General features: G+C 45.7%; 12 protein-coding genes and 4 pseudogenes. 6 read left to right on the top strand and 10 right to left on the bottom strand.

The annotated features are described in order from the left end of the window. Positions 1–152 precede the first annotated feature (152 nt). Positions 153–953 carry a helix-turn-helix domain-containing protein gene (locus ACTQWB_RS18345; RefSeq protein WP_002575858.1) on the bottom strand — a complete coding sequence of 267 codons (801 nt, stop codon included), beginning with the start codon at positions 951–953 and terminating at the stop codon, positions 153–155. 78 nt (positions 954–1,031) lie between these two features. Next, entirely contained in the window at positions 1,032–1,295 is a 264-nt protein-coding gene (locus tag ACTQWB_RS18340) for a hypothetical protein (RefSeq protein WP_002575859.1), read from the bottom strand. Positions 1,296–1,523: 228 nt separating this feature from the next. Between ACTQWB_RS18340 and ACTQWB_RS18335 the strand changes: the two genes are divergently transcribed. The 5 genes from ACTQWB_RS18335 to ACTQWB_RS18315 all read left to right on the top strand — a co-directional run bounded on the left by ACTQWB_RS18335 (position 1,524) and on the right by ACTQWB_RS18315 (position 5,364). Continuing rightward, on the top strand, positions 1,524–1,937 hold the full coding sequence (locus ACTQWB_RS18335; RefSeq protein WP_002575860.1) for a cysteine-rich VLP domain-containing protein: 414 nt from the start codon (positions 1,524–1,526) through the stop codon (positions 1,935–1,937). A gap of 111 nt (positions 1,938–2,048) precedes the next feature. Continuing rightward, positions 2,049–2,444: a replication initiator protein A gene (locus tag ACTQWB_RS18330; RefSeq protein WP_002575861.1), complete on the top strand. Its 396-nt coding sequence runs from the start codon at positions 2,049–2,051 to the stop codon at positions 2,442–2,444. Positions 2,445–2,617: 173 nt separating this feature from the next. Further along, a complete protein-coding gene (gene mobV / locus ACTQWB_RS18325) occupies positions 2,618–3,562 on the top strand; it encodes a MobV family relaxase (RefSeq protein WP_002575862.1) in 945 nt (314 codons plus the stop codon). A 40-nt stretch (positions 3,563–3,602) separates the two neighbouring features. Beyond that, positions 3,603–3,758, top strand: coding sequence for a hypothetical protein (locus tag ACTQWB_RS18320; RefSeq protein WP_002575863.1), 156 nt, complete (start codon positions 3,603–3,605; stop codon positions 3,756–3,758). A gap of 94 nt (positions 3,759–3,852) precedes the next feature. Then, positions 3,853–5,364 (top strand): recombinase family protein, encoded by a 1,512-nt coding sequence (locus ACTQWB_RS18315; RefSeq protein WP_002575864.1) that lies wholly within the window; start codon positions 3,853–3,855, stop codon positions 5,362–5,364. Here ACTQWB_RS18315 and ACTQWB_RS18310 read toward each other — a convergent pair. From ACTQWB_RS18310 to ACTQWB_RS18285, 6 genes and pseudogenes are all read right to left on the bottom strand, one after another. Beyond that, complete coding sequence (locus ACTQWB_RS18310; protein ID WP_441502850.1) at positions 5,348–5,527, bottom strand: hypothetical protein; 180 nt, start codon at positions 5,525–5,527, stop codon at positions 5,348–5,350. The two genes, ACTQWB_RS18315 and ACTQWB_RS18310, sit on opposite strands and share 17 nt — an antisense overlap. 691 nt (positions 5,528–6,218) lie before the next feature. Then, positions 6,219–6,512, bottom strand: coding sequence for a hypothetical protein (locus ACTQWB_RS18305; RefSeq protein WP_302577708.1), 294 nt, complete (start codon positions 6,510–6,512; stop codon positions 6,219–6,221). A 2-nt stretch (positions 6,513–6,514) separates the two neighbouring features. Next, entirely contained in the window at positions 6,515–6,796 is a 282-nt protein-coding gene (locus tag ACTQWB_RS18300; protein ID WP_177298193.1) for a hypothetical protein, read from the bottom strand. A 334-nt stretch (positions 6,797–7,130) separates the two neighbouring features. After that, the gene (locus tag ACTQWB_RS18295) at positions 7,131–7,319 is read right to left on the bottom strand and encodes a hypothetical protein (protein ID WP_302577706.1); all 189 of its coding nucleotides are present in this window, start codon (positions 7,317–7,319) and stop codon (positions 7,131–7,133) included. A gap of 599 nt (positions 7,320–7,918) precedes the next feature. Then, positions 7,919–8,047, bottom strand: a pseudogene (locus tag ACTQWB_RS18290) (Maff2 family mobile element protein); the annotation flags it as partial. Between the two features lie 178 nt (positions 8,048–8,225). After that, positions 8,226–9,428 (bottom strand): annotated as a pseudogene (locus tag ACTQWB_RS18285) (VirD4-like conjugal transfer protein, CD1115 family); the annotation flags it as partial. Between the two features lie 23 nt (positions 9,429–9,451). Here ACTQWB_RS18285 and ACTQWB_RS18280 point away from each other — a divergent pair. Next, a pseudogene (locus ACTQWB_RS18280) lies at positions 9,452–9,748 on the top strand (transposase); the annotation flags it as partial. Between the two features lie 185 nt (positions 9,749–9,933). Here the strand turns inward: ACTQWB_RS18280 and ACTQWB_RS18275 are convergent. Further along, complete coding sequence (locus ACTQWB_RS18275) at positions 9,934–10,386, bottom strand: Hsp20/alpha crystallin family protein (protein WP_138344525.1); 453 nt, start codon at positions 10,384–10,386, stop codon at positions 9,934–9,936. 136 nt (positions 10,387–10,522) lie between these two features. After that, positions 10,523–10,977: pseudogene (locus ACTQWB_RS18270) on the bottom strand (Hsp20/alpha crystallin family protein). Between the last annotated feature and the right edge of the window lie 450 nt (positions 10,978–11,427).

The following is an 11,427-nucleotide window of genomic DNA, read 5'->3' as shown; positions in this document are numbered from 1 at the left end:
ATTGGCATTATCATCGTTGCGCTTGCCGTATTTTTACTACCCGGTTTGAGAGAGATTGACAATACGCAATAATCAACTGCACCTTTTTCTATTACTAAACAAAATGCCTGGATGGTGGTTCTGAAAAACCAGAACCGCCGTTCAGGCATTTTTTATCTTCGTCCTCTCTGCGGTTTTGGATTCTTCAGCAAGTCGGATTTTTCCGCAATCTTTTTCAGCCACTTCCGTTCTTCTACTGACAGCTTCCTAAAATTCAGCTTGAGCCGTTTGCAGATAAACGCCAAGTACGCTTGTTCCGTGTCGCTGTCCTGGCTGACGATTTCACCAGCAGTTTCCAGCATTTCTTTTAGCGGGTTATCCTCTGGGACGCTGAAAAAATCGTCCTTGTGTGTTTCCCGCAGAGCAAGGGCAATCCCGTTTATGTCCCGTTGTATCACATAGCGGCAAAACTCGTCCTCATCAATATGGGCGGTGATAAGCTGTCTTAACTGCGTATCACTCATGCCAGGATTATGCTTTTTTATAACAGTTGCGCTCATCGTGTCCACTATGGCGTTTGCACCCTGCGCCTGTTTCAGTGCCGTTCCGTTCACATAGATTTCAAGGTCAGCCATCAGCCGGGGGAAATCCGGGTGCGCCGCCAGCTCACACAGCAGGGTATTGTCTATCCTCCCGCTTTTCAGCAGGTCAATCATTTCATCACTCAAACGCAGGTCTGCAAGATCGGCGTTTGGGTGATTTTTCATTTCAGACAGCCCCAGCAGATAATCAGCGGTCACACCGTAAAACTTCGCCAGCCGGATAAGGGCATAGTGGCTGATGTCCTTGAAGTCTTCCGTTTCGTAACTGCCCAGCGCAGACTTGGAAAGCCCGGTCTGCTCCGCAAGCTGCCCCAGCGTCAAGCCACGCTCCACACGTAGGTCTTTTAATCGCTCTTGTATGGATAAAGACATATTCACCCTCCTTGCTAGCTCAACGAAAGAGAAGCCGTTATGCTATGTACTATGCTCATAGCATAACGGCATAGGCATTTACAGTTTTATTTTACCATTTGCTACATCTTCACGAAATTTATCAACAAGCTTCGCTGTCAGCTTGGATTTACCGTAGTGTTCAAGTACAAAAGTACGATAACTTTTTCCATCTACAAGCACATCACTTTTTCTGGTCAACAACCAATTTCCGTTACCTCCTCCCTGTTCTCTAATATTCCAGTCTTTCCCATATCTTTTATAGATTTCATCTTTTTTACCTTGAACAGACATTGATTCGCTTGGAATATAAACAATTTGCATAATAGCTCCTCCTTTATTTTGTGCAAGAAGACCAGAAACCTGAATTTGTCTTTTATCTTTTTTTGATTATATCACAAATCCGAGAGCGTGGAAATAGGGAGTTTTTCAGGCTGATTTCCTACCTCTTGGATATACGGCACAGGCGGTCAAAAAGGTGTAGACTTGGGATAGTTCATCGATGGACAAGCACCTTGGAAACAGAACACGCCAAAGAAAACGGAGGGACGCATGAGCAAAAGACCCTATCAACACCTGCCGCCGCTGGAACACAGGCCGGACGGCTCCCCCTACCGCATAACCCCGCCCCAGAAGAGACGAGCCAGCGGCCTGATACGCCGGGAGTGCTGCAACTGCGAGGACGGAAACTGCCTTGCGCTGGACGATGGCGACACCTGCGCCTGTCCGCAGATGATTTCGTTCTCCGTCTGCTGCAAGTGGTTCCGCTGGGCGGTCTTGCCGCTGGACAGGACGCTGGAAGCGGAGATTTACCGGGACAGGGACTTGAAACGCTGTGCGGAGTGCGGCGGTGTGTTCGTCCCGAAGTCCAACCGGGGCAAATACTGCCCGGACTGCGCCGCCAGAGTTCACAGGCGGCAGAAAACAGAAAGTGAACGGAAAAGGAGGTCTGCTGTGGACAGTTAAGAGCGGGAAAAGCCTTGATTTGCAAGGCTCCGCAAGCCCTCAACCGGGGCGGCTGGTATCATTTATCATTCGCCCCGGAAAACGGGCCTCTAACCGTCCACAAAACACGCTATGACAAACACGATTTATATTCACCAGCCGGAAAAGGCGTTCAGTTTCACCCGGCTCCCCAATTTCCTTTTTGAAGCACCCACATTCCAGCCCTTGAGCAACGAAGCGAAGGTGCTGTATGCCTTTGTCCTGCGCCGGGCGGAGTTGTCCCGGAAGAACGGCTGGGCGGACGAGTACGGGCGGGTCTACCTGTACTACCCCATCTGCGAGGTGGTCGCTTTGCTCCGCTGCGGGCGGCAGAAAGCGGTCAACACCCTGCGGGAGTTGCAGTATGCGGGGCTGGTGGAAATCCAGAAACAGGGCTGTGGAAAACCCAACCGCATTTACCCGAAATCCTATGAAGCGGTTCCAAACACCGACTTCAAGAAATCCGGTTATGGTACGCCGGAGGGCTGAAAACCGTACTTGGCGAGTACGAAAATCAATCCTCTTGAAGTACGGAAATCTGACGGTATATAGAAATACAGAGATTAAAACCATCTATTTACATTCATTCCATTCCAATCCTATCAGAGATATTTTCGGCGGGAAAACCCGCCGGAAAGGAATGGAATGGGGAAAGGAGTTCAATGGCACAACACGCAATTTTGCGATTTGAGAAGCACAAGGGCCACCCGGCGGGGCCGCTGGAAGCCCACCATGAACGGAAAAAGGAGCAGTACGCCAGCAACCCGGACATTGACACCAGCCGGAGCAAGTACAATTTCCACATCGTCAAGCCGGATGGCCGCTACTACCATTTCATTCAGAGCCGCATCGAGCAGGCCAGATGCCGCACCCGCAAGGACAGCACTCGGTTTGTGGACACGCTGATTACCGCCAGCCCGGAGTTTTTCAAGGGCAAGTCCCCAAAGGAGATAGCGGCCTACTTCCAGAGGGCGGCGGACTTCCTCATTGACCGGGTGGGCCGGGAGAACATCGTTTCGGCTATGGTACACATGGATGAAAAAACGCCCCATCTGCACTTGGTCTTTGTGCCGCTGACAAAGGACAACCGCCTGTGCGCCAAAGAAATTATCGGCAACCGGGCCAATCTGACGAAGTGGCAGGACGATTTTCACGCCTGTATGGTGGAGCAGTACCCCGACCTGGAGCGTGGGGAAAGCGCCAGCAAGACGGGCCGGAAGCATATCCCCACCCGGCTGTTCAAACAGGCGGTCAACCTCTCCAAACAGGCGAGGGCCATTGAAGCGGTTCTCTCCGGCATTACCCCGCTGAACGCCGGAAAGAAGAAAGAGGAAGCCCTCTCCATGCTGAAAAAGTGGTTTCCGCAGATGGAGAACTTCTCCGGGCAACTGAAAAAATACAAGGTCACAATCAATGACTTGTTAGCGGAAAATGAAAAGCTGGAAGTCAGGGCAAAGGCCAGCGAAAAAGGCAAGATGAATGACACGATGGAACGGGCGAAGTTAAAAAGCGAACTGGACGATATGCGGCGGCTGGTTGACCGTATCCCGCCGGAGATTTTAGCGGAACTGAAACGGCAACAGCGGCAGCATGGAAAGGAAAGGTGATCTTATAAGTAATATCAGATACAAAAAGGAAATCGAAATCGTGACTTTTCAGGGAAAGGAAATCACACTGGAAAATCTCTCCCCGGTGTTCACGCCGGAACAGGAAGCAGCCAAACGCCGGGAACTGGAACAGCAGCTTTATGAGGTGTTCCGCAAGTACGCCGACAAGCGGGAGAGTGAGGAAGCCGGGACATAAGGTTTTCCAAACCCATCATTGATTTGCGGGGCTGCTGGCGGTATAATAGAACTGTCAGCAGCTCCGTTTCTTTTTTAAGAAAAGGAGCGACAATATGAACAATCGGATAGACGCAATCTATGCAAGACAATCGGTAGACAAAAAGGACAGCATTTCCATTGAAAGCCAGATTGAATTTTGCAAATACGAGTTGAAAGGCGGTAACTGCAAGGAATACACAGACAAAGGGTACAGCGGCAAGAACACAGACCGTCCGAAGTTTCAAGAACTGGTGCGGGACATCAAGCGGGGCTTGATTGCAAAGGTCGTGGTTTACAAGCTCGACCGTATCAGCCGTTCCATTCTGGACTTTGCCAACATGATGGAGCTGTTCCAGCAGTACAATGTGGAGTTTGTGTCCTCTACGGAAAAGTTTGATACCTCCACGCCGATGGGACGGGCCATGCTGAATATCTGTATCGTGTTCGCCCAGCTTGAACGGGAAACGATACAGAAGCGGGTAACGGACGCTTACTACTCCCGCAGTCAGCGGGGCTTTAAGATGGGCGGGAAAGCCCCTTACGGCTTCCATACGGAGCCTATCAAGATGGACGGTATCAACACAAAGAAGCTGGTGGTAAACCCGGAGGAAGCGGCCAATATCCGGCTGATGTTTGAGATGTACGCCCAGCCCACAACTTCCTACGGGGACATTACCCGGTACTTTGCCGAACAGGGGATTTTGTTCCATGGCAAAGAGCTGATACGCCCCACGCTGGCGCAGATGTTACGCAATCCTGTCTATGTGCAGGCAGACCTTGATGTGTACGAATTTTTCAAAAGTCAAGGTACAGTCATTGTCAATGACGTTGCCGATTTTACGGGCATGAACGGCTGCTATCTGTATCAAGGGCGAGATGTAAAGGCCAGCAAGAAAAACGACTTAAAAGACCAAATGCTGGTACTGGCTCCCCATGAGGGTATCGTCCCCTCCGACACCTGGCTGACCTGCCGCAAGAAGCTGATGAACAACATGAAAATCCAGTCTGCCCGGAAAGCCACCCACACATGGCTGGCAGGAAAAATCAAGTGCGGGAATTGCGGGTATGCTCTTATGAGTATCTACAATCCCTCCGGCAAACAGTATCTCCGCTGCACGAAACGGCTGGACAATAAAAGCTGTCCTGGCTGTGGGAAAATCATCACTTCGGAACTGGAAGCGGTTGTTTATCAGCAGATGGTAAAGAAGCTGGCAAGCTACAAGACGCTGACAGGAAAAAAGAAAGCGGCAAAGGCAAACCCGAAAATCACCGCCCTGCAAGTGGAACTTGCCCATGTAGACAGCGAGATTGAAAAGCTGGTGGACAGTCTGACGGGGGCAAACAATGTCCTGTTCTCCTATGTGAATGTGAAGATAGCGGAACTGGACGGGCGCAAGCAGGAACTTCTGGCAAGGATAGCGGAGTTGACTGTGGAGGCCATCAGCCCGGAACAGGTCAGCCAGATTTCCGGCTACCTCGATACCTGGGAGAATGTATCTTTTGATGACAAGCGGCGTGTGGTGGATTTGATGATCACCACCATAGCCGCCACAAGCGACAGCTTGAACATCACATGGAAAATCTGACTGGCGGCACCCCTCCCGTCAGATACCTACCCTGTGTAGTCCCTTGTAAACTGTACTTTGTCGCAAGCAAAGCAACAGACCGCAGCCTTTCCTTTGTGTTCTTCAGATTTGGACAGCCAAACCAGTAAATCAGCTGCATCTCTTCCACTTTCAGATATCTCACTTTCATCACCTCTTTCTTTCAGGCATACGCCTTTATTTAAAAAGTTTTCCGGATTTGTTTTTTCACCCTGACTGGCTGTGGCTCTTGCAAACCACCTCTGCCTGCACGCAGGCAACTGCTCTAAGGCTCTGAGCAGCCCGCCCATCTCCGGGAGTGTCATTATTTCTTCGCTCAATTTCCATTAGAAACGTCATAGCGTAAGTCTGTTCACCAGTCAGGAAACTCATGAAATTGTCAAGGTACGCAGAAGGTTCTAAAAATGCCCTCACATACTAAATTCAAGTGACTTTATCCGATGCAAAATAAAAATGAGATTTTCTAACATTTTTATTATTCTTTCTTCCGTTTCTGTTCTAAAAAGCACAGTATTTTAGTAAAACCTCCTGTAAATGCCACCGTATGTAAACTTCAAATGGTTTTACCAAATCACAACATGATTTTTTCTTGCATTTTTTATCCTTCTACTAATACAGGACTGGGAAGGGTAAAAGTTGACCTGTTTTAAAAATTTTTTTGTATTTTTTCAAATACAAAAAAACAGGCACCGACCAGTGATTTCAGACAGTGCCCATTGGGGGTAGCAAAAAAGGCACCAACTTTTTTACGGTTGATGCCCTTTGAATTACTCACTATTCTCTTTTATTCCATATTTCTACTCATGTTATATCGCCTTTGATTGCATTTTCAGATGCTAAGATAGTTCCTTAAGAATATTTTTAATAATCTTTTGTAACCGAATCCCATCCCTCAACCCCAATCGGTAAAAGAGCTGCTCAGCATCTGCACCACTATCAAAAATGGCATCACAGTATTCCCGGACTGCCTGTTCTTTATCCTCTGGAAGTAATGCAACCGCCTCCTGATACTTCCGTTCAATCTCGTCTTCTCTATCCGCCTCTTTTCCGACTTTCATCTGGCTGAACGCTTTCTGCATCCGTTCCTGAATGATAAAATCCACAAATTCCTTCAATGCTTCCTCTTTCATCCTCATACATCCCTTTCTATCTCACACACCAGACGTTCATAATCCAGAAAGCCCCGGATATACATTTCCCGGCTGACATAGGCTTCTACTGCATGTCTTGCCGATACGATACGGTCAATGATTGTCCAGAACTCATGTCCATACTGCTCGATATATGGCTCCAATTCATCCATTGTTTCCTCACACTCCCTCTCCAACTCAATTAACTCCGGGTCAATCCGCAAATATGCCTCCAACCTGATCTCATTCCAGTCGAAGTAGCTTTCCACTAATTCTCTTTTCATAATCGTGTCCCTTTCTGCCCTATTCCTATGTAAAAGAGCGAATACATTCTTCTATAAGTACAATTCCTGCAATTACCATTTCAACCGTACATGGCAGGAGATAAAACAGGAATCCAGCCAATACCATTTGTAGACATTCACCGGGACTATCCAGACCAAAGCCATAGCATAGCAATGCTGTCAGAAGAAAAATACCTGCAATACTCCGGAAGATAACTGATGATATTCCTGCAAGGAACTCTGCGAACAGTCTTATTACTGTCAGAGCAACTATTACAGGCAATAACATGATTTTCAAAATAAAATGTATGGCTTTCACCATGTCTTCTCCTTCCTATCCGACATTCCTGTTCACATAGTTCTGATACTTCTCATATACAGAATCTGTTACACCGTTTTTGTAGATTTTTCGAATGTCCGCAATTTCTTCATCCTTTAAAAGTTTCACCCATTCCAAAAGCTCTTTCCGGCTATTGGCAAAATTACAACACCGTCCATCAGCATATTCAATCCGATATCTCATAGCCACTCCCCCTTATACATAAATCAGTTCATTCAAAATAATTTCATCCACCCGGTTACGGATGTTATTGCAATCACTGGCCTGCAACCGCCTCCGTGTTCCCAGCTTTCCACGTTCCGATATTCCTATCATTGGATATCTTTAGGTTCTTCCTCTAAGCCTGTATCTGGTCATGCATAACCGCACCGCCTGTAACGATGCATGGACTTTCATAACAACCAATTTTACTCGCCCACAGATACCACCATGAAAGGTGTACTGCCTTTCGACAGCATCAACGTTTAGACTCGTACATTCGGAATTTCGTCAGTATTTTCATACATTCTCACCATGGATATCCGACCCCCGGCATATAGGCAACACCATCCACCTCTGGACAGCTTTCGTGTCTGACCTGAAAACCAGTCTTACGATTGCTCTCTGCCGACTTCACCGAGCTCTATAAACTTTTGGAGAGAGCCGTTGCATGCTCCCCGCCATTCGGAGTATTAGGGTGGCGCTTCGGGACGTTACCCCCTCATTTCACCCATCGGAATATCAGTTCTCCAAAGTTTCGGGCTACAATTGCCCTTCGACTTTGTGCGTAAGCTTTTCACTTACGAACGTGTCGCACGGTTGTCATTTCCGTAACCTTCCAGAAGGTTTACCACTCCCCACACACCAAGGCCAGCGCCGATTGCTGTAACCAGCGTGGACAGAGTGCTGACTGCACTGCTGAAAAATGCCATATAATCTTATAAGCCGGTTCTGTAATTTGATTTGTCCGCCAAGTGACGGATCTGGGAGCAAGTCCTGATTTTCTCCAAGACCCATCACCGGCGTTCTCCTTTCTTCTTTATTCGATCCTCTACGCTCCCATCTATCTGAACACTTGCTTCTGCAAATGGAATTGTTTTGGATTTCCGCTTATTCACTTTCCTGTGTAAGATCTATTTCTGTAACCTCGACCTCTTCCTCCGGCTTCGGTACATACTGCGGATTTAATTCAATTTCTGGACGGAACCAGTTCTTTGGATCAGCATCTGACAGGTATTTGTAGTTCGGATGTTTGGTAATATCATATTTATCAGAAAAGAATGGCCTAGCCCCTCTGATCTGCAAGATACATTTTCCTCCATCCATCACCGCAATTTTGTCTTCCGTCATCAGCTGTTTTCCGAGCTTCTGGTAATTCAGTCCATAAGACTTCTGGTTACTTCTTGTTTCAGAAGTGTTATACAGATCAATGGTTTCCTTACCAAGAATCTCGCTGATTTCCTTTAGCGTCGATTTCTCTTTCCCACCAAGGAATAACGTCGTATCACAGTTTCCCACCAACGTGTCTGCTGCGTCCTGATACATGGTTTTCAGCTGCGACTGTGACTGCAAAATAATAGAAGCAGAGATTTCCCTGCTTCGGATCGTTGCAATTAGTTTGTCCATATTGGGAATCTTTCCCGTATTTGCGAACTCGTCACAGATGACACGCACATGGATCGGCAGCCTGCCACCATACACATCGTCTGCTTTATCGCACAACAGGTTGAAAAGCTGGGACTGCAGCATAGCAATCACGAAGTTAAATGTGGTATCTGTATCCGACATAATGAGAAACAATGCTGTCAGCCGGTCACCGATCATATCCAGTTCCATTTCATCATAGGACATGATCTCACGAAGCTCCGCTATATCAAAGGGAGCAAGTCTGGCTCCACAGCTAACCAGTATGCTTTTTGCAGTTTTGCCCGCCGCAAGTTTATATTTGCGGTATTGACGCACTGCAAAGTGTTCCGGTTCTTTCTCTTCCAGTTCCTCAAACAGAAGATCTACCGGATTCTGATATTCTTCATCATCCTCTCTTACCTCTGATTCATTCAGAAGATCCAGAAGCGTAGAAAAGTTCTTCTCTTCTTCACTTCCTTCATACCAGATATAAGCAATCAGGGCAGTATATAAAAGTCTTTCCGCTTTATACCAGAAGTCCTGATTTTCCTTTTCGCCTTCACCTTTGGTATTTGCCATAATGACCGTAACCAGTTTCAAAATATCCTTTTCGGACTTTATATAGGCGAAAGGATTGTAATGAAGACTTTTTGAAAAGTTAATGGTATTCAGTACCTTAATGACATACGGCTGATAAATAGGTTTTCCATCGGCAGAAAATACTGTATATTTCGAAAAAGATGAAAGAAGAACGTCAGGAAACAATAAAACGGGTTACCAGTGATTATGGAACACAGCTTCGAATGAACCGAAGCATACAGGTGGAAGGAAGCTTTGCAAACATTAAAGAGGATATGGAATTCAGGCGATATTTATATCGAAGGAAAGCAAATGTAACCGCCCAGAGTATCTTGCTGGCGATCGGGTATAACATAAACAAGCTTCATCATAAGATTCAGGCAGGAAGGACAGGGCGGCATTTATTTCCACTCAAACAAACCGCCTGATTTTGACAGGTCAAAAGTAAATCCTGAAAACGAACCTTTTTCCAGAAAAGGTTTATTAAAGTTCGCCTTCTTGTAGAAACAGAATGAAAGGGAGAATATTTCGCCTTAAAAAAGGCAAAAAGATGCTGCCGCACCTATGATTTCCTAATCATTGATGCGACAGCCCCGACTATAAGGAGATTTCCTTAACCTTCAATGGCAATATAACCATCTTTTTCTATTTTCTCAGGTGCTTTCTTTGGCACGGACAGTTTCAGAATACCATTTTCATATTTTGCATGAATGTCTTCTTCGCTTACTGCATCGCCTACATAAAAGCTTCGGCACATGCTGCCCGCATAGCGTTCACGCCTGATATAATTACCTTCTTTATCTTTTTCATCTTTATCCAGTCCCTTTGCAGCAGAAAGTACCAGATAACCATCTTTCAGCTGTACCTGAATCTCGTCTTTCTTAAATCCCGGAAGATCGACATCCAGTTCATAGCTACCGTCTGTTTCACGGATATCCGTTTTCATCATGTTCTGCGCATGTTTACCATAAAGCGGATTCTTCTTGCCCCAAAACTCATCGTTAAACGGGAAATTCATCCAATCATCATCAAATAAGTTTTCTCCAAAAATACTAGGCATTAACATAAGTCATCTCTCCTTTTCATGACAAACAAATCTATATTCAAGTCTTTCGACTGTTACTTACAATTATATTTAAAGGGTACTGCCCGAAATCTTCGGGCAACACCACGAGCTTTTTATCAATCAGATGTTATCATTATCATTCAATGGTTATATATTTCGGATCATTGGAAACTGGTTTTGCTTCTTTCTTCGGAACAAACAGTTTCAGGATACCATGTTTGTATTCACCTTTAATGTCTTCCTGAGTCACTTCTTCGCCTACATAAAAGCTTCGCTCGCAGGCTCCTGCGTAACGTTCACGTCTGATGTAGTGTCCCTTCTTATCTTCATCGTCTTCATCCAGACCTTTTGCTGCACTGACAGTTAAGTAACCATCTTTCAATGCAACTTTGACTTCATCTTTCTTGAAGCCAGGAACATCAACAATCAGTTCATAACCTTCCGGTTTTTCCTTAATATCTGTCTTCAGGAGATTCTGTGCTCTTCTTCCGTACAGCTTCTTTTCCGCTTTCTTCTCATCTTTGTCATCATAATAGAATGTGTAAAGAAATCATCAAATAAGTTTTCTCCAAAAATACTAGGCATTAACATAAGTCATATCTCCTTTCAAAAGCTCCCTAGATCTTCACGATCCAGTCTGCTGTATTATCATTTCTAGTTCTTCGAACATCTGGAATACCTTTTCTTTTATCTCTCTTCATTTGTTCTATCTGTAATATAACACGCATTATTAGCACTGTCAAGAGGTGAGTGCTAATTTTTTGTGAAGATTTTGTGAATGTGTTTTGTGAACGCTATAAGCCATGCAAAATGGTGAAAAAAGACGCCCTGCAAGTTTACTGTTAATGCATCAGCCTTTTAAAATTAGCCAACTACTTTTCCAAAAGTTTTTAAGGTGGAGCCGGAAGTGACTTGGATAGGAGCATATTTCCCTGTGTGTTAGGATAATTGTCAGTGAAAGATAATTACTTTTGTGGTAGTATATAGCTATCACAGGAAGGGAGCTTTCACTATGAACTATAGTCCAGAATTAAAGGATGC

It is taken from the genome of Blautia sp. HCP3S3_H10_2, assembly GCF_052122375.1.
GTDB lineage: Bacteria > Bacillota > Clostridia > Lachnospirales > Lachnospiraceae > Blautia_A.
Note: the sequence above shows the minus strand (reverse complement) of the source record. Positions and strands in the feature narration are given on the sequence as shown.

What these genes read in the sequence shown, in the direction of transcription:
- ACTQWB_RS18305 (WP_302577708.1), bottom strand. Translation starts at nt 6,512, where the DNA reads ATGAAAGAGGAAGCATTGAAGGAATTTGTGGATTTTATCATTCAGGAA.
- ACTQWB_RS18345 (WP_002575858.1), bottom strand. Translation starts at nt 953, where the DNA reads ATGTCTTTATCCATACAAGAGCGATTAAAAGACCTACGTGTGGAGCGT.
- ACTQWB_RS18315 (WP_002575864.1), top strand. Translation starts at nt 3,853, where the DNA reads ATGAACAATCGGATAGACGCAATCTATGCAAGACAATCGGTAGACAAA.
- ACTQWB_RS18275 (WP_138344525.1), bottom strand. Translation starts at nt 10,386, where the DNA reads ATGTTAATGCCTAGTATTTTTGGAGAAAACTTATTTGATGATGATTGG.
- ACTQWB_RS18295 (WP_302577706.1), bottom strand. Translation starts at nt 7,319, where the DNA reads ATGAGATATCGGATTGAATATGCTGATGGACGGTGTTGTAATTTTGCC.
- ACTQWB_RS18340 (WP_002575859.1), bottom strand. Translation starts at nt 1,295, where the DNA reads ATGCAAATTGTTTATATTCCAAGCGAATCAATGTCTGTTCAAGGTAAA.
- ACTQWB_RS18300 (WP_177298193.1), bottom strand. Translation starts at nt 6,796, where the DNA reads ATGAAAAGAGAATTAGTGGAAAGCTACTTCGACTGGAATGAGATCAGG.
- ACTQWB_RS18335 (WP_002575860.1), top strand. Translation starts at nt 1,524, where the DNA reads ATGAGCAAAAGACCCTATCAACACCTGCCGCCGCTGGAACACAGGCCG.
- ACTQWB_RS18330 (WP_002575861.1), top strand. Translation starts at nt 2,049, where the DNA reads ATGACAAACACGATTTATATTCACCAGCCGGAAAAGGCGTTCAGTTTC.
- mobV (WP_002575862.1), top strand. Translation starts at nt 2,618, where the DNA reads ATGGCACAACACGCAATTTTGCGATTTGAGAAGCACAAGGGCCACCCG.